Annotated in this window: 20 protein-coding genes; 7 read left to right on the top strand and 13 right to left on the bottom strand. The window is 67.8% G+C overall.

Annotation, left to right across the window (positions count from 1 at the left end; genetic code table 11):
* Window positions 1-97: 97 nt before the first annotated feature.
* From ACFYTQ_RS33130 to ACFYTQ_RS33115, 4 genes are all read right to left on the bottom strand, one after another.
* Entirely contained in the window at window positions 98-1,243 is a 1,146-nt protein-coding gene (locus tag ACFYTQ_RS33130) for a glutamate--cysteine ligase (RefSeq protein WP_387369432.1), read from the bottom strand.
* Between the two features lie 11 nt (window positions 1,244-1,254).
* Complete coding sequence (locus ACFYTQ_RS33125; RefSeq protein WP_387369430.1) at window positions 1,255-1,947, bottom strand: superoxide dismutase family protein; 693 nt, start codon at window positions 1,945-1,947, stop codon at window positions 1,255-1,257.
* Window positions 1,948-2,052: 105 nt separating this feature from the next.
* Window positions 2,053-2,634, bottom strand: a complete 582-nt coding sequence (locus ACFYTQ_RS33120) for a LytR C-terminal domain-containing protein (protein ID WP_387369428.1) — start codon at window positions 2,632-2,634, stop codon at window positions 2,053-2,055.
* Between the two features lie 14 nt (window positions 2,635-2,648).
* Window positions 2,649-2,981 (bottom strand): DUF3263 domain-containing protein, encoded by a 333-nt coding sequence (locus ACFYTQ_RS33115; protein ID WP_387369426.1) that lies wholly within the window; start codon window positions 2,979-2,981, stop codon window positions 2,649-2,651.
* 160 nt (window positions 2,982-3,141) lie between these two features.
* Here ACFYTQ_RS33115 and ACFYTQ_RS33110 point away from each other — a divergent pair, with 160 nt between their 5' ends.
* From ACFYTQ_RS33110 to ACFYTQ_RS33100, 3 genes are read left to right on the top strand one after another with little or no spacing between them, the layout of a single operon-like run.
* Entirely contained in the window at window positions 3,142-3,738 is a 597-nt protein-coding gene (locus tag ACFYTQ_RS33110; protein WP_387369424.1) for a peptide deformylase, read from the top strand.
* A complete protein-coding gene (locus tag ACFYTQ_RS33105) occupies window positions 3,739-4,692 on the top strand; it encodes a GNAT family N-acetyltransferase (RefSeq protein ID WP_387369422.1) in 954 nt (317 codons plus the stop codon).
* A gap of 13 nt (window positions 4,693-4,705) precedes the next feature.
* Window positions 4,706-5,521 (top strand): exodeoxyribonuclease III, encoded by an 816-nt coding sequence (locus ACFYTQ_RS33100; protein ID WP_387369420.1) that lies wholly within the window; start codon window positions 4,706-4,708, stop codon window positions 5,519-5,521.
* Between the two features lie 6 nt (window positions 5,522-5,527).
* On the opposite strand, the gene ACFYTQ_RS33095 is transcribed toward ACFYTQ_RS33100, so the two are convergent.
* Window positions 5,528-5,935, bottom strand: coding sequence for a type II toxin-antitoxin system VapC family toxin (locus ACFYTQ_RS33095; RefSeq protein WP_387369417.1), 408 nt, complete (start codon window positions 5,933-5,935; stop codon window positions 5,528-5,530).
* Window positions 5,928-6,176: a type II toxin-antitoxin system Phd/YefM family antitoxin gene (locus tag ACFYTQ_RS33090; RefSeq protein ID WP_387369415.1), complete on the bottom strand. Its 249-nt coding sequence runs from the start codon at window positions 6,174-6,176 to the stop codon at window positions 5,928-5,930. Before ACFYTQ_RS33090 ends, ACFYTQ_RS33095 begins: the two co-directional genes overlap by 8 nt.
* Before the next feature lie 121 nt (window positions 6,177-6,297).
* Here ACFYTQ_RS33090 and ACFYTQ_RS33085 point away from each other — a divergent pair, with 121 nt between their 5' ends.
* On the top strand, window positions 6,298-6,642 hold the full coding sequence (locus ACFYTQ_RS33085) for a hypothetical protein (RefSeq protein ID WP_387369413.1): 345 nt from the start codon (window positions 6,298-6,300) through the stop codon (window positions 6,640-6,642).
* Window positions 6,643-6,778: 136 nt separating this feature from the next.
* On the opposite strand, the gene ACFYTQ_RS33080 is transcribed toward ACFYTQ_RS33085, so the two are convergent.
* The 6 genes from ACFYTQ_RS33080 to ACFYTQ_RS33055 all read right to left on the bottom strand — a co-directional run bounded on the left by ACFYTQ_RS33080 (window position 6,779) and on the right by ACFYTQ_RS33055 (window position 13,065).
* The gene (locus tag ACFYTQ_RS33080; RefSeq protein ID WP_387369411.1) at window positions 6,779-7,375 is read right to left on the bottom strand and encodes a hypothetical protein; all 597 of its coding nucleotides are present in this window, start codon (window positions 7,373-7,375) and stop codon (window positions 6,779-6,781) included.
* Between the two features lie 489 nt (window positions 7,376-7,864).
* Complete coding sequence (locus ACFYTQ_RS33075; protein ID WP_387369409.1) at window positions 7,865-8,614, bottom strand: pentapeptide repeat-containing protein; 750 nt, start codon at window positions 8,612-8,614, stop codon at window positions 7,865-7,867.
* The gene (locus tag ACFYTQ_RS33070; protein WP_387369407.1) at window positions 8,611-8,976 is read right to left on the bottom strand and encodes a hypothetical protein; all 366 of its coding nucleotides are present in this window, start codon (window positions 8,974-8,976) and stop codon (window positions 8,611-8,613) included. The genes ACFYTQ_RS33075 and ACFYTQ_RS33070 overlap by 4 nt, the downstream gene beginning before the upstream one ends.
* Window positions 8,977-9,528: 552 nt before the next feature.
* Complete coding sequence (locus tag ACFYTQ_RS33065) at window positions 9,529-9,912, bottom strand: hypothetical protein (protein WP_387369406.1); 384 nt, start codon at window positions 9,910-9,912, stop codon at window positions 9,529-9,531.
* A 519-nt stretch (window positions 9,913-10,431) separates the two neighbouring features.
* Entirely contained in the window at window positions 10,432-11,070 is a 639-nt protein-coding gene (locus tag ACFYTQ_RS33060; RefSeq protein ID WP_387369404.1) for a hypothetical protein, read from the bottom strand.
* A 168-nt stretch (window positions 11,071-11,238) separates the two neighbouring features.
* Complete coding sequence (locus ACFYTQ_RS33055) at window positions 11,239-13,065, bottom strand: acyl-CoA dehydrogenase (RefSeq protein WP_387369402.1); 1,827 nt, start codon at window positions 13,063-13,065, stop codon at window positions 11,239-11,241.
* Between the two features lie 179 nt (window positions 13,066-13,244).
* Here ACFYTQ_RS33055 and ACFYTQ_RS33050 point away from each other — a divergent pair, with 179 nt between their 5' ends.
* The 3 genes from ACFYTQ_RS33050 to fahA all read left to right on the top strand — a co-directional run bounded on the left by ACFYTQ_RS33050 (window position 13,245) and on the right by fahA (window position 16,340).
* A complete protein-coding gene (locus ACFYTQ_RS33050; RefSeq protein ID WP_387369400.1) occupies window positions 13,245-13,871 on the top strand; it encodes a TetR/AcrR family transcriptional regulator in 627 nt (208 codons plus the stop codon).
* 88 nt (window positions 13,872-13,959) lie between these two features.
* Window positions 13,960-15,165 (top strand): homogentisate 1,2-dioxygenase, encoded by a 1,206-nt coding sequence (locus ACFYTQ_RS33045; protein WP_387369398.1) that lies wholly within the window; start codon window positions 13,960-13,962, stop codon window positions 15,163-15,165.
* Window positions 15,162-16,340, top strand: coding sequence for a fumarylacetoacetase (fahA, locus tag ACFYTQ_RS33040; RefSeq protein WP_387369396.1), 1,179 nt, complete (start codon window positions 15,162-15,164; stop codon window positions 16,338-16,340). The genes ACFYTQ_RS33045 and fahA overlap by 4 nt, the downstream gene beginning before the upstream one ends.
* Here the strand turns inward: fahA and ACFYTQ_RS33035 are convergent.
* Window positions 16,337-17,023 carry a TetR/AcrR family transcriptional regulator gene (locus ACFYTQ_RS33035; protein WP_387369394.1) on the bottom strand — a complete coding sequence of 229 codons (687 nt, stop codon included), beginning with the start codon at window positions 17,021-17,023 and terminating at the stop codon, window positions 16,337-16,339. The genes fahA and ACFYTQ_RS33035 overlap by 4 nt on opposite strands.
* Between the last annotated feature and the right edge of the window lie 70 nt (window positions 17,024-17,093).

Below are 17,093 nucleotides of genomic sequence, written 5' to 3'. Positions count from 1 at the left end.
GCGCGGATCGTCGAGCAGCACGACGACCATAGTAAACAGACCGTGAACGCCACCCCGCTGACCAGCTGAACCGCAGGCTACCGAACGGCCGTGGTAGTCAGCCCTCGAGCTCCTTCACCAGGGCGTCGACGACGGCCACCAGATCGCCCTGCGCCGCGGCCGCGACCCGGCGCTGCCGCTGATAGGACGCCCCGCGCTCCGGGATCTCGGCCACCAGCGCGAGTTCGTTCTCGCAGCCGAGCAGTTTCGCGGTGGGCTCGAGCCGGTTCAGCAGATCGGTCAGATCGTCGGTGACCAGACGCTCGTTGCTGTCGGCGTCGGTGATGACGATGGCGTCGAGTCCGTAGCGGGCCGCGCGCCACTTGTTCTCCTGTACGTGCCACGGCGGAATCGTGGGCAGGGTCTCCCCCGCCTCCACCCGCCGATCCAGATCCACGATCAGGCAGTGGATGAGCGCCACCATCGCGGAAAGCTCCGGCCAGGAAGGGATTCCGTCGCACACCCGGACCTCGATGGTTCCCCACTTGGGCGCGGGGCGGATGTCCCAGTGCATCCCGCCGAGCTGTTCGAAGACCCCGGTCTTCATCTGGTCGTGCACGAACGCCTCGAACTGCGTCCAGTTCTCGAACTGGAACGGCAGCCCGGCGGTGGGCAACTGCTGGAACATCAGCGACCGGTTGCTGGCGTACCCGGTGTCGATGCCCGCCCACATCGGCGAGGACGCCGACAGCGCGAGCAGATGCGGATACGACAGCAGCATCGTGTTCAGGATCGGAAAGACCTTCTCCGGGTGCGAGATTCCCACGTGCACGTGCACGCCCCAGATCAGCATCTGCCGCCCCCACCACTGGGTGCGCTCGATCAGCTCGTCGTAATGCGCTGTGCGCGTGAGCTGTTGGGTCGACCACTGGGCGAACGGATGGGTGCCCGCGCAGAACAGATCGACTCCGACCGAATCGGCCGCGCGCCGGACCGCGTTCATGGTGCCGCGCAGATCGTCGACGATCTCGCCGACCGTGGTGTGCACGCCGCTGACGATCTCGACGGTGTTGCGCAGCAGCTCCTTCGTGATCTGCGGCGTGCCGTCGTGGGCGCGCAGATCACCGGCCGCGTCGAAGACCTCGGCGGCCTTGCTGGACAGATCGCGGGTCTGCTTGTCGACCAGCGCGATCTCCCATTCCACGCCCAGTGTCGGGCGGGGCGAGCTGTTCCAGTGGACGTTCCGAGTGCTTGCCCCACCCATGGCTGTCCGCCTTATCCGACCACGCCGCAGGCGATGCGGCCGCCCGCGTCACCGGTCGCCAGGGTCTCGGCGTCCGGCCCGGCGGTGCCGTTGGCCTGGGTGTACCGACTGGGAATGTTGCCGAAGTTGTCCGCCCCGGCGTGGATCATCAGGGCCTTGCCCTTCAGATCGTCGAGGGTGACCGAATCGGTGGTGGTCACCAGGTGCGCGGTGCCGTCCTGCCGGACCTGCAACGAGGACAGGTCGCCGCTGGAGGGATGCGCGTTCTGATCGCCGACCTGCAGATGCCCGCCCGCGGACAGGAAGTCGCCCGCCGGGCCGCCCGTGGGGGCGGTGGAATTGGCCTCGCACTTGCCGAACTGGTGGAAGTGCAGCCCGTGGAAGCCCGGCTTGATGCCGTGCACGTCGACGGTCAGCTCCAGGTGGTTGCCCGACTTGGCGATGGTCGCGGTCCCGACCTGAGCGCCCGCGGGATCCTTGAGCTGCACCGACACCGAGTCCCCGGCGGGCGCGCCGCCGTGTTCGGTGGAGGCGTGCTCGCTCCCGGTGCTCGGCGCCGCCGCGCCCGTCCACACCGGCGGGTTGGTCCCCTTGACGTCACTCGACTCCTGGCTGTTGGTGCAGCCCGCGAGGCCGAAGACCGCGAGCGCCAGCACCGGGGTCACAGTCCGCCAGGACGGGCGACGAATTGTGGACGGGGCCATCGGGGAACTCCTTTACGAGTACCGAGTTTACGAGTAATGCACGGTGGGCGGATTCGTTACCGGACACGATGATGCCAGAGCCGGTATACAGATCGGCGGTGGGGCTCAATTGCCTGTGACGATGACGATGATTCCGGGCGGTGCGTCCGCGATTCCGGCGAATCGGGGTTCGGCCGCGACACCGAGCTGCGTGGCGATCTCCCGGGCCGCCGCCTGTTCCTGCGGCGAATCCCCGTAGTACACGGTCGTTTTCGGGATGACACCGTTGGCGTAGTTGCCCGTCTCGGTGACATTCCAACCCTGCGAGGTCAATTGGCCGCCGGTGCGCGCGGCCAGCCCGGCGACGGTGCTGTTGTTCAGCACGCGCACCGGGATCGTCTTGTCCGGCCCCGCGGGCGGTGGGGGTGGGGGCGGGGTCGTAGGGGTTGTGGTCGTGGTGGTGGCGGGAGCCGTCGTGGTGGTGGTCGCGGGCGTCGCGACCGAGGTGGCCGCCGGTGCCGCCGCCGTGGTCGGCTTGGGAGCGGCCGTCGTCGTCGCCTGCGCCTGCGGGGTGGAACCCGAACTCTCCGAGTGGGAATTCGACAGCGACATCGCGCCCAGCCCGGCGAAGACGATGGCCAGCGCGATCAGCACCATCGCGAGCGCGCGCAGCGGCGGTCCGCCGGAGGGCGGATTCGGATTGCTCACCTCGTCGAGCCTAGTCACACGTTGAAGCCCAGCCGGCGCGCCGCCCGCGCCTTCTGCCGGCTGGCCCGCAGCCGCCGAAGTCGTTTCACCAGCATGGGATCCGCGGCCAGCGCCTCGGGCTTGTCGACGACGGCGTTGAGTACCTGGTAGTAGCGGGTCGCGGACATGTCGAACAGTTCGCGAATGGCGTCTTCCTTGGCGCCCGCGTACTTCCACCACTTGCGTTCGAAATCGAGGATGTCGAGTTCGCGCCGGGAGAGTCCGGCGGCGTCCGCCGGAGTCGTGCGGGCGGCGTCGGAAGTGCTGTCCTCGCTTGCGGATAGGTGCCGGGCCGCTGCGCTGTCCATATCGCTCCCTCGCCAGAGGTCAACACTGAGGTGCTCGTATACGTCGTCGCTCATTGAACCACGGATGCCCGGGTTGTCAGGTGCGTCGTTCGGCGTGTCGGCGGGGACCGGCAGCAGCGCGGCGCGGGGGTCCGGGCGGCCCCCAGTACAGTGTGTGACCATGGCGATTCTCCCGATCCGCATCGTCGGTGACCCGGTCCTGCACAACCCGACCGAACAGGTGACGAAGTCGCCGGAGGAGCTCGCCGAGTTGATCGGCGACATGTTCGACACGCTCGACGCGGCGCGCGGGGTGGGGCTGGCGGCCAATCAGGTCGGGGTGCCGCTGCGGCTGTTCGTCTACGACTGCCCCGACGTCGGCTCGGACGGCAAGGTCAGCCGCCGCCGCGGCGTGGTGGTCAACCCGGTCCTGGAGACCTCCGAGATCCCCGAGACCATGCCCGACCCCGACGATGACGAGGAGGGCTGCCTGTCGGTTCCCGGCGAGCAGTTCCCCACCGGCCGCGCGGACTGGGCCCGCGTCACCGGCACCGACGAGCGCGGCGAGCCGGTCGAGATCGAGGGCAAGGGCTTCTTCGCGCGGATGCTCCAGCACGAGGTGGGCCATCTGGACGGCTACCTCTACGTCGACGTGCTGATCGGCCGCAACGCGCGCGCGGCGAAGAAGGCCATCAAGCGAAACGGTTGGGGCAAGCCGGATCTCAGCTGGGTTCCGGGCACCGTGCCCGATCCGTTCGGTCACGACGACGAGGACTGAGTGCATCCCGAGATCCCCCTCGGCACGCGCGTGGTGATCCGCCACCGCCTGCCCGCCGACGAACCCCAGCAGTTCACCGACGTCATCGGCGAACTGCTCGCGTACGACCCGCTCACGATCCGCACCGCCGACGGCCGCACCGTGCAGGTCGCCGCGGACACCGTGGTCGCCCTGAAAGCCTTGGGTCCCAGGCCGATTCGCACCAGCGAGATCCGACGACTGGAGGCCGCGGCCTGCGACGGCTGGCCCGGCACCGAACGCGCCTGGATCGACGGCTGGCTGCTGTCGGCCGGGAACGGGTACAGCGGCCGCGCCAATGCCGCTGTGCCGGTAGGCAGTTCGGCCGAACCCGCCGGTCTCGACGAGCGCACGCTGGCCCGCGTAGTCGACTGGTACGTCCAGCGCGGCCTGCCGCCCCGGCTGCGGCTGCCCGACCGGCTGGCCCCGGTCCCCGCCGGGTGGCGCACCTGGAACGAGACCGCCGTCCTGGCCATCGACACCGACAATTTCGTTCTCCCGCAAGGCCCTTCGATGGTGCGCGTGGAACCGAAGCCGTCCCCAGCGTGGCTGGAACTGCACCGCTTCCGCGGCGAGGACGCGATCGATGTCGCCCCGCCCGTCCCGGACGTCTCGGTGCTGACCGCCGTCCGGGAAGGCGAATTGGGTTTCGCCACACTGGGTCTGCCCGACCCCCTGGCCATCGGCCGCGGCGCCCTCACCACCGCCCCCGACGGCCTGCGCTGGATCGGCGTGACCTGCGTGGCCGTCGCGGCCCCCCACCGCCGCCACGGGCTGGGCACCCTGGTCTGCGCGGAGCTGATCCGCTGGGGTCACCGGCACGGCGCCACACACGCGTATGTCCAAGTGGAGCTGGACAATCCGAGCGCGCTGGCGATGTACCGGGAGATGGGCTTCATCGACCATCACCACTACCGCTACGCCGCGCCGGAGTGAGAGGAGTACGCCCGTGCGCCTGGCCACCTGGAACGTGAACTCGATCCGCTCCCGGCTGGACCGAGTGCTGTCCTGGCTCGACCGCGCCGGCATCGACGTGCTCGCGCTACAGGAGACCAAGTGCCGCGACGACCAGTTCCCCTCGGAGGCGTTCGAGCAGGCGGGTTACGAGGTCGCGCACACCGGCTTCAGCCAGTGGAACGGCGTGGCGATCGCTTCCCGTATCGGCATGGACGACGTGGAGATCGCCTTCCCCGGCCAACCCGGCTTCGACAAGGATGCACAGAGCTCGCTGTTGCCCGCGCCTGTCGTGGAGGCGCGCGCTTTGGGCGCCACCTGCGCGGGGACTCGGGTGTGGAGCCTGTACGTTCCCAACGGCCGTTCCCTGCGTGATCCGCACTACGAGTACAAACTGGAATGGCTTGCCGCGCTGCGTGATTCGGGGGCGCGGTGGCTGGCTGAGGATCCGGCCGCGCGGATCGCGCTGTGTGGCGATTGGAATATCGCGCCGACCGATGACGATGTGTGGTCGGTTGATTTCTTCCGGGGCCGCACCCATGTTTCGGAACCGGAGCGAAACGCGTTCCGGGCCATAGTGGATGCGGGCTACACCGATGTCCTCCGCCGCTTCGCTCCCGGGCCGGGCGTGTACACGTACTGGGACTACACCCAACTGCGCTTCCCGCGTCGGGAGGGCATGAAGATCGATTTCGTGCTTGCCTCCCCGGCCCTCAATGCCTTGGCGAAGGACGCGATGGTCGATCGTCAGGAGCGAAAGGGCAAGGGGGCCAGTGATCATGCGCCGGTGATCGTGGACATCGCCGACTGACGCCTGCTACACAGCGACGAGGTTGAGGAACGGCTCCAGACCCGTGAAGTCATCCGGGTTGCGCGTATAAAGCGGTAGCCCGTTGGCGACAGCCGTGGCCGCAATCAGCAGATCGCCGAACCGCTTTCGCGGCTTGCGCCCCATCCCTTCGACCAGCAGTGCGAGCGACCCATAAGCACGAGCCGCGTCGGCATCCAGAGGCAACGGCTCCAAGGCGGCTTCCACCCAGCGCAGCCTGAACTGACGTCGCGCTTGCTCCACCGGATCTTTGGTCGCATGCACCCCGGCTCCGAGTTCGGCAAGAGTGATCACGCTGATGGCCGCCTCTCCAGCGAGTTCCTTGCCTACTACCTCGAAGTCGATGATCACCGAGGTGTCGAGCAGGATCCGCTGACCGCCGACAGGCTCACTCATCGTGAGGATCCTGGTCGATCATGGCATCCAGATCGGCGCGGAATGTGGTGTAGTCGACCGGCGGCAGATGTGCGGCCGTCCGGAGCAGTTCGGCGATGGGCACGAACGCACGACGACCCACCGGCCGGAGTTCGCCGACAGGCTTGCCGTTGCGGCTGATGGTGTAAATCTCCCCGGCCTCGACGGCGTCGAGGATTTTGCCACTGTCATTGCGCAAGTCACGCTGGCTGATCGTCTTCATGTACTCAAGTGTAGCGAACCGCTACACTTGGGTACCGAATGCTACACAGGCAATGTAGCAACTGTTGCTGGGACTACACCCAGCTGCGCTTCCGCGCCGGGAGGGGCATGAGGATCGTTTCGTGCTCGCCTCCCCTGCCCCTCAACGCCTGGCGAAGGACGCGATGGTCGGGCACCAGGAGGGCAAGGGCGCCAGCGATCATGCGTCGGTGGTGGTGGGGTTCGGCGACCAGATAGTCCACATCGAAGAACACATCGGCGACCTCTACCTCGAACGAGCCCAAGAGATTGCCCGCTACAAAACCGCCATCACCGAACCTCGGCAGTGCCCTTGGGCCTTCGACCCTGCTGAAACGAAAGCCCCAGTCGAAGCTGGAGCTTGCGGGCACACGTGCGCTTGTGAACGAGAAGGCTCGCGCGACATTACGTTTCGCGTCGAACTCGCAGCTCAGACACCCCGGCAATGAACGCCGCACCCCTCGGAATGCCCCGAGCCGCAACGGGATTTCGTGCCATCTCTCATCTTGATGTCTCGATGCCGGATCGAACTGCGCGATCGAAAGCCCTTCGATGTTTCTGTTGCAGCGATCCGTTCGAGCGGACCTATCCGAACACGCCGGGAAATCGTTCGCGGAATTCGACATCGGCGGCCAGGTCCTCGACGTCGGCGCGGGTGAAGCGTCCGAGGAGGTTGGGCCGGATCCGTTCGGTGTACACCGCAATCAGCAGCTGCCCGCCGGTCCAGCCGAGGACCTCGCAGGCCTCGTTCTCGCTGAGAGTGTCGACCACCTTGGTCACCCGCGCGATGAGGGCCGCCTCGGCGGCGGCGACCTCGATCCGGTCGACTTGGGCGGGGGCGAACATCGCGTGGGCCTCCCAACGGCTGTCGGGTGGAGTGAAGGTACCGACGACGTCGAGGTGGCCGCGTTCGGCGAGAACACGGATGTCGTCGGGATGCACACGGCGGCCGAGGCGGTCGGCGAGCCGGTCGGCGCAGAATGTCGCCCCGCGCGGCTTCTCGGCACCGAACCGTTGGCGGATCCGCGGCGCCAGGGCGCGGGCCTGCTGAGCCTGTTCGGCGGTCCAGCCCTGTTCGTGCTCCGGGGGTGGCAGCATTCCCACGAACTCGGCGGCGTCGATCTGCCACTGGTACAGCCCGGTCTCCTGCGTCAGCGCGGCCCGGTCTCGATAGGCGGTCATGGTTCCTCCCTGCTGCACGAGCTCCCCTGATGGCTCGCAGTATGCGCCGCCCCTCCGACACGGTGTGGTGCGCAGGAGCAGCGTCGCGCGGTCGAACAGGTTGCGCGGCAAGGCTGTTGGAGCGGCGGCGCGTTCGGGAAATCCGTCGACCGCAGGCGAGGAGACCGGCGGCCAAGCCGCTGCCGCCCGCGGCGGCGGGCAGGAGGTATTTGGTCGGGTAAACGTACCCGTGGACGAGGAGGAGTCCGGCGAGGACGCAGAAGATGTTCGTGGCGGCCGCACGGCTGGTGGCTATCAGTGTCACGAGGCGATCGATCAGGTCGCAGACGCCGGTCGGGGGGTCTCGGCGCGCAGTACGACGGGGCGTTCGGGGTCGGTGTGGTGTCGTTGGGCCGGGCACCAAGGTGATGGTGTAGTTCGCGGCGCGGCAGGTCGCGTAGTCGGCGCCGGTGAGGACCGCGATCCGGCACTACGGCCGAGGTGAACCCTCTAAACGAGCACATCCGCCTGCTGTCCAGGGGAAGGGTTCAAAATATACGTGCCGTCGTCCTGTTGAATCGAGCGCGCACGAATCTCTTCCGCGACGAGGCCCCAACCGGTTTTCGACGACCACTTCACCACCAATAAGTGGTCGAATTCCGGTAGGTCCGCGCCGCTCAGGTCCGCACCGCGCAAGTCCGCGACATGCAAGACAGCGCCGTGCAAGACCGCGCTGCGCAGGTCCGCGTCGCGCAGGTCTGCGGTGCGCAGGTCCGCCTCGATCAGGTCCGCGCCGCTCAGATTCGAGCCGCTCAGGTCCCCGCCACGCAGGTCCACGGACATCAGGTTCGCATCGCGCAGGTCCGCGCCGCTCAAGTCCGCAGCGCGCAGGTCCGCGCCGCTCAAGTCCGCACCGCGCAGGTCCGCGTCACGCAGGTCCGCACCGTTCAGGTCCGCGAAGCGCAGGTTCACGCCGCTCAGGTCCGCGCCGCTCATCGCGCCCTGGCGGATGGCGACCACCAGTTCACCAACGGTGTCGAACCGAGCAGCGGCGGAGTTGCTTTCCGCAACCCGGCGCTGTGTTTCGCGATAGTGTCGGTACTCGTCGGGGTGTCCCGGAGTGAAGGCTGGAGTGGTCCCGGCCAACGCCGCCAGGAATCGCCGCGCGACGGGTGTTTCCTCCGTCGCGATCGGAGTGAAGGCGGGGGTGGATCCGGCCAGCGCCGCCAGCAGGTCACGGCCGAAACGAAAGACGCTCATGACACGGCCCCCGGGCCGCCGCGGTTCCTCTTACCGGTGTCGTCGTCGGATTCGTCCTGTCCGGGCACGAGTGTTTCCACGTACTGGCTGATCTTCTTCACCACCACCGGTGTGGCCGTGCCGATTCCGAATGCCAAGCCGTTCGCGGCGACGGTGGTGACGATCAGCCCGCTGTCGAGCACCGCCGCGGCGGTCGCGGCACCGATACCCCACTGCACCAGAACCGACACCGCGTACGGGCCTGCCCCCGGTCCTTTGGGCCGAGGCCACGGCCACCCCTTGACTCTCTTGGTCGCCTCGAGGAACACCACCCCGCAGTTGACGGCCGCGCCCACGCACCCCCACACGGCATACAGCCACATACCTGAAACGATAAGCCGCTAGGACCGAACACATTGTCGGACGGCGTAATGCACACCAACCGCACCGCGCGGCGCTCCGACTCCGGATCAGAAGGTTGAGAGTCCGGGCCGTCGGCCCAGGGCAATCACCCCTCCACGAACAACTCCGAGGGCAGATCCAATCGCGCCTTGATGTGTACTTCACGGCCGTCGATGCCACGATGACGCATTTCAGGCTGAACATGCGTGTCATCTCCTGCTGCCGGCGAAGCCGCCCTCGCATGGCAGCGGCAACAGCTGGAACTCGCGAAACAGCGCGGCTACGCTCCCGAGCTGCGAGCAATCATGGAGTTGATGAACAAGGGCAGACCCGCCCCCGGCATAGCGCTCCAGGCCCCGGAGGTCGTCCGAGACGGGCGCGAAACAGCAGGCCCTCGAACTCGAGCGCAAGCGTGGCCTCGGCTCAATTGCTGTGTCGACCACAAACATTGGTAGCGGCGTGGCGGGCGGAACTGCCCTCGGTTGATTCGATCTCGCGTGATGGTCGCGTGCCTTCGTCGGAACCTGAAATTGTCACGTCGCCGAGGAGAAGGCGTCGGGGTGGCGCTGTCGGTACTCGGCGGCGACGGTGACGAGCATGGGTATCGGTTCGGGCTTTACGTCGGGGAGTTGTTCGGCCCAATGGGTGAGTAGGTCGGGGTCTACGAGGAGGCGCTGGGCTGCGGTGACGCTGCGGGGGCGAGGTTTGGCGATGACGACGGGGCCCGAGTCGGCCGGTGTTCCGCGGGTGGAGAAGTTGTGGGTGACCTCGGTGACGGTGAGATACAGTTCGAGCTCGTCGCGGGCGTCGAAGTAGAGTTCTTCACCGACGCGGGGGAGGTAGGGGCTGGTCACTTCGAGCGCGAACAGTGCGGTGGACTTGTCGTAGAGGTAGAGGTCCGGTGATGGCATCTCCACGATTACTCGGTACCGGCCGGCGGCTGGCGGGTGCCCTTGGTGGGCTTGCTCGGTGGTGTGCACTGCGCCAGTATCGGGCTCGTCGATGGGTGAGGGCATCGTCTTCGGCGAATCGGGTTACGCACACCCATCGGCCGAGAGCGGCCATACGTTCGGATGGACGGTAGGGGCGACTACGCGACGAGCTCAACCGGCTCTGTTCAGTCGGGTGGTCACACTGACGGTCGGACGAGCAGAGTTGGTCGAAAGTGATTGAAATACTGGGTGAGTGGCTGCAAAGATGCAGGTCAAGAAGTGTGCTCCCCGCACGCGCGGGGATGAGCCGGCACCGGTGAGGGGCTGGCGCTGTGTCTCGTGGTGCTCCCCGCACGCGCGGGGATGAGCTAGTGGCGCCCGCGGACACAGAGATACAAGTGAAGCGCCACAGGCGAAGTAGTCGATGCAGCCGACCAACGACACATGCTGACCGAACACGCGGTACCACAACCGATTTCGTACCTCCGCACCCCCACCCGACAACTACACCGGCCGAGTCTTGATCGCATCCCGAGAGATGAACACGTCATAAGTCCCCGGCACCGAAATCACAGCGTTCCCATAAGCCGACCGCACGAACGGCCTAGTCGTCCAATCCTGCTTCCGCATGTCCTCGAAGAAGTCCTGATCACTCCCATTGAGCAAAAACTGGTTCTGCTTGACCGCCACCCCGTCCAACCGCTGCCCGTAGATCCGGGTGACCTTGTACCCCGAGTGGAACCCCAGCGCGTTCACCCACGGCTCGAGCTCGACGATGTTCGCTTGCAGCACCCACATATCCCCCTCGATCCGGTACGTCTGATGCTGCTCCGCGTGGTTGCCGTCGCCGAACAGGGTCAGCTCGACGTCGAGCGTATGTGGGCTGTCCGCAACGGATTTGGCGACGACGTGGGCTGCCTTCACCTCGCCGGTCAACCCCAGGAAGCTCTGGAGGAGGGTGGTTACCCACAGGACCAGGACCGCTACCAGCAGGACCGACGCGGCGCCAGCGCCGCGGCCGATCATCGCGCGCATCCCCACCCTGCGCGCCTTGAGCAGCGCCGTCACGAGGAGGGCGATGCCGATCACGAACAATACGACGATCAGCGTTTGCAGCCAACCGAAGTCCACCGGGAAGACCATGCGGTAGTTGTACCCCTATTCCGCCCGGTCATCCCGGTGATTGGGGGGACACGGAGGCCGCCACGCCCAACCCGTTCAACCGCACGAGGACGGGACACTGGAATCCCGCCACGCTCAACCGTTTCCAGCGCACCCGCCACGCCCAACCGGCTACACCGACTGTGGACGCTAGAACGCCCCCTCATCCAACTGCATGATGTCGATGTCCAAGTTCTCCAACACCGCCCGCACCGACGTCAACAACGGCAACTGATTCTTCGCGAACCACGAAGCCACCCCGACCTTCCCGGTGTAGAACAGCCGATCCCGCTCCGACGGCTGCCCCTCCAGCGCGCCGAGCGCGATCGCGGCCTGTTCCAACAACCGCCAGCCGATCACGAGATCCCCTGCGGCGTGCAGGAATCGGACCGAGCCGAGACCCACCTTGTAGATCTCCTCCGGCGTCTGCTGCGACGCCCCGAGGTATCCGCCCAACGCGGTCGCCATCGCCTGCACATCGGCCAGCGCGGTGCCCAGCAGCGCCCGCTCGGTCTTGAGGCGGCTCTCGTCGGTGTCGACGAAGCGCTGGATCAGCCCGGCCACGTGGCCGAGCGCCACGCCCTGATCGCGAACGATCTTGCGGAAGAAGAAGTCCTGCGCCTGGATGGCGGTGGTGCCCTCGTAGAGCGAGTCGATCTTGACGTCGCGGATGTACTGCTCGATCGGATAGTCCTGGAGATACCCGGAACCGCCGAAGGTCTGCAATGTCTCGGTCAGCGTCTGGTAGGCGCGCTCGGAGCCGACGCCCTTGACGATCGGCAGCAGCAGGTCGTTCACCCGCGCGGCGGTGTCCGCGTCCGCGCCGAAGGCGGCCGCGGCGATCTCCGGGCTCTGATAGGCCGAGCAGTACAGGTACAGCCCGCGCAGCCCCTCCGAATACGCCTTCTGCAACGCCAGACTGCGGCGGATGTCGGGGTGGTGGGTGATCGGTACGCGCGGGGCGGTCTTGTCGGTCATCCGCGTCATGTCCGCGCCCTGCACGCGAGTCTTGGCGTACTCCAACGCGTTCAGATAACCGCTGGACAGCGTGCCCGCCGACAGCACCCCGACCATCATGCGGGCGTGCTCGATCACCTTGAACATCTGGGCGATGCCGTTGTGCACGTCGCCGACCAGATAGCCGATCGCGGGTTTGTCCGCGCCGTAGGTCAATTCGCAGGTGGGCGAGGATTTGATGCCCATCTTGTGCTCGAGGTTGGTCACCAGCACGCCGTTGCGTTCGCCGAGCGCCATCGTCTCACTGTCGAACAGGTACTTCGGCACCACGAACAGCGACAGCCCCTTGGTGCCCGGACCCGCGCCCTCCGGCCGGGCCAGCGTGAGATGGAAGATGTTCTCGGCCGTGGCGCCGACGTCACCGGCGGAGATGAACCGCTTCACACCCTCGATGTGCCAGGTGCCGTCGGGCTGGCGGGTGGCCTTGGTGCGGCCCATGCCGACGTCGGAGCCCGCGTCCGGTTCGGTGAGCACCATCGTTCCGCCCCAACGGTTCTCCCACGCGTGCCGCGCCCAGCGCCGCTGCTCCTCGGTGCCCTCCACGAACAGGACCTGGTGCATGAGCGGGCCCATATTGTAGAAGGCGGCCGAATTGTTCGCCGCCACAAGCATTTCCTGCGTCGCCCACGCCAGCGGGGAGGGCGCCCGCACGCCGCCCATCTCCTCGGGCATCCCCAGCGCCGACCAGCCCGCCTCGTTGACCGCCGCGACGGTCTTGCGCAGCGACTCGGGCACCACCACCTCGTGGTTCGCGGCGTCGAACGTGGCCGGATCGCGGTCGGCGTCGACGAACGACGCCGCGACCGGACCCTCGGCGAGGCGCAGCACCTCGCTCAACATCCCGCGCGCGGTCTCGGTGTCCAGATCCCCGAAGACCCCCGCGTCCAGTTGCTCCCCGATTCCCAGCACCTCGAACAAGTTGAACTCGATATCCCGAAGGTTCGCCTTGTAGTGCGACACGGATCGGCCTCCTGCCTGAGGGTGATGTTTCACAGGAGGTTGCCGTACGTCCGTTCGGTTACGCAACCGTAGGCGCGAAACGCCAGGCAAACTCTTTCTACGTTGTACGAAACCGCCCGATCAGCCCGTTTGCCCACGGCGCGCCGGGCGGCGTGTCGCCCCGCTGATATCTTGTCGTCATGGGTTCGAGATCCGCCGTGCGGCCGCGTCAGCGCGCCCAGCACCTCGGCCCGGAGCGCCGTCGTCCCCAGGTTCTCGACGCCGCCCTGCGGATCGCCGTGGAGGACGGCATCGCGGCCGTCACCGTCGCCGCCGTCGCCGAGCGCATGAACGTCACCCGTCCGGTCGTGTATGCCTGCTTCGCCGACCGGGTCGAACTGCTAGAGGCGCTCATCCGACGCGAGGAGCGCGTCCTGCTCGACGGCATAGTGGCCGCCCTGCCGCGCCGCCGCGTGGAGGCCGACGAGGAGGTGTTCGTCGAGGGTTTCCGCGCGCTGCTGGAGACCGTCGCCGCCCGCCCGGACACCTGGAAACTGTTGTCGGGCAATCCCGATCCGGCCGTGGTGCACTCCTTCGGCCGCGGTCGGCAGGTCGCGCTCGAGCGCTGCACCCGGCGGCTGCGGCCCACCCTGCGGGCGTGGGGGATCGCCGACGCCGAGCGCAAGCTGCCCGCGCTGGTCGAGCTGTGGGTGTCCGCGGGCGAGGGCGCGGTCCGCACGCTGCTGTCCGGGGAGGGCGACTGGACCCCGGAGGATCTGGGCGCGTTCGTGGGCGCGGCGGTCTACCGAGCGCTGCGCGGGGCCTGAATATCGAAAGCGGCCTTCGCGCGACAATCCGCATAGCTACGATGGAAATATGTGACCATCCGACCAGCAACCTGGCGGGAGTGCGGGCATGGCGTTCTATCGACGAGTGGGGTCGGTGCCCCCGAAGCGGCACACCCAGCACCGTGACGCTCAGGGGCGGCTGCACTACGAGGAGTTGATGGGTGAGGAGGGTTTCGCCAGCGACTCCGCCCTGCTCTACCACCGCGCGCCGCCGCCCGCGATCGTGGACTCGACGGTCTGGCCGCTCCCGGATCAGCGCATCGTGCCCAATCATCCCCTGCGCCACCGGCATCTGCGCCTGCACGAGCTGTTCCCCGGCGACGCCTGGACGACCGCCGACGTGGTGACGGGCCGCCGCCTGCTGCTCGGCAACGACGACGTGCGGCTGTCCTATGTCGCGGCCGGTCGCGAATCCCCGCTGTACGGCAATGGTCTCGGCGACGAGCTGGTGTATGTGGAATCCGGCTCCGGCACGGTCGACACGGTCTTCGGTTCGCTGCCGGTCCGCCAGGGTGACCACGTTCTGCTGCCCCGCGCGACCACGCACCGCTGGCGACCCGACGGCCCGGAACCGTTGCGCGCCTACGTGATCGAGGCGACCGGGCACATCGCGCCGCCGAACCGCTACCTGTCCCGCGGCGGCCAGTTCCTCGAGCACGCGCCCTATTGCGAACGAGATCTGCACGGCCCCACCGAGATTCGCACAGAGGAGGGCGCGGACGTGGAGGTCCTGGTCAAGCACCGGCCGGGCCGGGAGGTGCTCGGTACCCGGCTGGTGTACGCCACCCATCCGTTCGATGTGGTCGGCTGGGACGGCTGCCTGTACCCGTACACGTTCAATATCGCGGACTTCGAGCCGATCACCGGCCGCGTGCACCAGCCGCCGCCCGTGCATCAGGTGTTCGCGGGGGCCAACTTCGTGGTGTGCGATTTCGTGCCGCGCAAGGTCGACTACCACCCGCTGTCGATTCCGGTGCCGTACTACCACTCCAATGTGGACTCCGACGAGATCATGTTCTATTGCGGCGGAAACTACGAGGCGCGCAAGGGTTCCGGGATCGCGCAGGGTTCGGTGTCGGTGCATCCGGGCGGTTACGCGCACGGCCCGCAGCCCGCGGCCTACGAGGGCAGTATCGGGGCCGAGTTCTTCGACGAACTGGCCGTCATGGTCGACACCTTCCGCCCGCTCGGCCTCGGCGAGGGCGCGCTGGCCTGCGAGGACCCCGGCTACGCGTGGACCTGGTCGGGCCGCGGCCCCGACGCGGGCCGATGACGGGCACGCGCCGGGTGGCGGTCGCGGCCGATTCCCCGTTCGGTCTGGGCAATCTGCCCTACGGGGTGTTCGCCCCGCCCGGCGGGGAGTACCGGATCGGCGTGCGGTACGGCGACGACGTGGTGGATCTCGCTGTGCTGCTGGACGATTCGACCTTCGTGCGGTCGACTCTGAACGATTTCCTGGCCCGCGGACCGCGGCACTGGCGCGAGGTGCGCGAACGTGTGCGGGAGCTGCTCACCGGCCCGCTGCCCGAGACGGCCGTGCACCCGGTGGCCGACGTGCGTCTGAAACTGCCCGTGGCCGTGGGCGATTACGTCGACTTCTACGCCAGCATCGACCACGCCACCAATCTGGGCCGCCTGTTGCGTCCGGACGGGGATCCGCTGCTGCCGAACTGGCGGCATCTGCCCGTCGGATATCACGGCCGCGCTGGGACGGTGGTCGTCTCCGGCACCGACGTGATCCGCCCGCGCGGCCAGCTCCGAACCGCCTCGGGCACACCGGAATTCGGGCCCACCCGCCGACTGGACATCGAGGCCGAGGTCGGTTTCGTGGTCGGTGTCGGATCCGAACCGGGACGGCCGATCCGGACCGAGGAGTTCCCCGTGCACGTCTTCGGCGTGGCCCTCGTCAACGACTGGTCCGCCCGCGACATCCAGGCGTGGGAGTACCAGCCGCTGGGCCCGTTCCTGGGTAAATCGTTCGCCACCTCGCTGTCGGCGTGGGTGACGCCCCTCGCGGCGCTGACCGAGGCGCGGATACCGCTGCCCGGCCAGGATCCCGAACCGCTGCCGTATCTGCGCGAGCGTGACGCGTGGGGGCTCGACATCGATCTCACCGTCCGGTGGAACGGTGTGCCGGTCGCGCACCCGCCCTACCGGCGCATGTACTGGTCGCCCGCGCAGATGCTCGCACACCTGACCGCCAACGGCGCGTCGGTCCGCCCGGGTGATCTGTACGCCTCCGGAACCGTCTCCGGCCCCGAGCGCGACCAGCGCGGCAGCCTCATGGAATTGTCTTGGGGCGGAACGGAACCCGTCGAGGTGAACGGCGAGCGCCGCGCCTTCCTCGAGGACGGCGACGAGGTCGTCCTCACCGCCACTGCCCCCGGCGCGGACGGCGCGCGCATCGCGCTGGGCGAGGTCGCCGGGCGCGTCCGGCCCGCCCGCTAACCCTCGCGCGCCCGCCGCCCGGCGTCGACGGTGGCGAAGAAGTGCGTGAGGTCACCCGCGAGGGTTTCCACCGCGTCCGGCGAACCGCCGTCGTCGTGATGATGCAGCCAGTCCGCCACCAGCTCGAACATGCCGCCGATGGTGCCCAGCGCGAACGCGATTCGCCGCCGCTGCGCCTCGGCGTCCGGATCCGGCTCCCCCGCCCACTGCGCGTCCAGGAACGCCGCCGCCCACCGGCGGTTGCCGCGCCGCTGCCGCTCGACCGTCGCCGAGATGCCGCCCGCCTCACCGAAACTCGCGCGCGCCAGCCGGGGATCGTCGGCGATGGCGTGCACGAAGGCGGCGATGACGGCCGCGGCACGATCCGGCCACGACAGCTCGCGCGACTGTTCGGCCGCCGCCGTGACCCGTTGCTGGATCTGCGCCGTGATCTGTTCGAGCAACGCGATGTAGCACGCCTCCTTGCTGTCGAAGTGGTCGTAGAACCCCTTCGTGCCCACATAGGCCGCCTGGCAGATCTGCTCGATGGAGGTGCCCGAAAAACCTTGCCGGGCAAACAGTTCGGTGGCCGCGTCCAGAAGTTGACGACGACGCTGCGCGCTGCGCTCCGCGGCGTCGAGACCGCGGATCCGGCGCCGCGCCGGGGTGGAAGCGGGCCGCGCGGCGGGATTGCTGCGGGTCATAGTCCGACTGTAGTAGGCAACGTTTCAAAAAGGTGCCTTGTTGATAACCGGTAGTCATGTTGTAATTCCT

Origin of the sequence: Nocardia sp. NPDC004068 (assembly GCF_042874315.1) — a bacterium.
In the GTDB taxonomy this organism is placed as follows: Bacteria; Actinomycetota; Actinomycetes; order Mycobacteriales; family Mycobacteriaceae; genus Nocardia.
Note: the sequence above shows the minus strand (reverse complement) of the source record. Positions and strands in the feature narration are given on the sequence as shown.

Coding starts and splice junctions, on each gene's coding strand:
- ACFYTQ_RS33045 (WP_387369398.1), top strand. CDS start 13,960: ATGGCGTTCTATCGACGAGTGGGGTCGGTGCCCCCGAAGCGGCACACC.
- ACFYTQ_RS33110 (WP_387369424.1), top strand. CDS start 3,142: ATGGCGATTCTCCCGATCCGCATCGTCGGTGACCCGGTCCTGCACAAC.
- ACFYTQ_RS33090 (WP_387369415.1), bottom strand. CDS start 6,176: ATGAAGACGATCAGCCAGCGTGACTTGCGCAATGACAGTGGCAAAATC.
- ACFYTQ_RS33125 (WP_387369430.1), bottom strand. CDS start 1,947: ATGGCCCCGTCCACAATTCGTCGCCCGTCCTGGCGGACTGTGACCCCG.
- ACFYTQ_RS33060 (WP_387369404.1), bottom strand. CDS start 11,070: ATGGTCTTCCCGGTGGACTTCGGTTGGCTGCAAACGCTGATCGTCGTA.
- ACFYTQ_RS33130 (WP_387369432.1), bottom strand. CDS start 1,243: ATGGGTGGGGCAAGCACTCGGAACGTCCACTGGAACAGCTCGCCCCGC.
- ACFYTQ_RS33080 (WP_387369411.1), bottom strand. CDS start 7,375: ATGACCGCCTATCGAGACCGGGCCGCGCTGACGCAGGAGACCGGGCTG.
- ACFYTQ_RS33115 (WP_387369426.1), bottom strand. CDS start 2,981: ATGGACAGCGCAGCGGCCCGGCACCTATCCGCAAGCGAGGACAGCACT.
- ACFYTQ_RS33095 (WP_387369417.1), bottom strand. CDS start 5,935: ATGAGTGAGCCTGTCGGCGGTCAGCGGATCCTGCTCGACACCTCGGTG.
- ACFYTQ_RS33035 (WP_387369394.1), bottom strand. CDS start 17,023: ATGACCCGCAGCAATCCCGCCGCGCGGCCCGCTTCCACCCCGGCGCGG.
- ACFYTQ_RS33070 (WP_387369407.1), bottom strand. CDS start 8,976: ATGTGGCTGTATGCCGTGTGGGGGTGCGTGGGCGCGGCCGTCAACTGC.
- ACFYTQ_RS33075 (WP_387369409.1), bottom strand. CDS start 8,614: ATGAGCGTCTTTCGTTTCGGCCGTGACCTGCTGGCGGCGCTGGCCGGA.
- fahA (WP_387369396.1), top strand. CDS start 15,162: ATGACGGGCACGCGCCGGGTGGCGGTCGCGGCCGATTCCCCGTTCGGT.
- ACFYTQ_RS33050 (WP_387369400.1), top strand. CDS start 13,245: ATGGGTTCGAGATCCGCCGTGCGGCCGCGTCAGCGCGCCCAGCACCTC.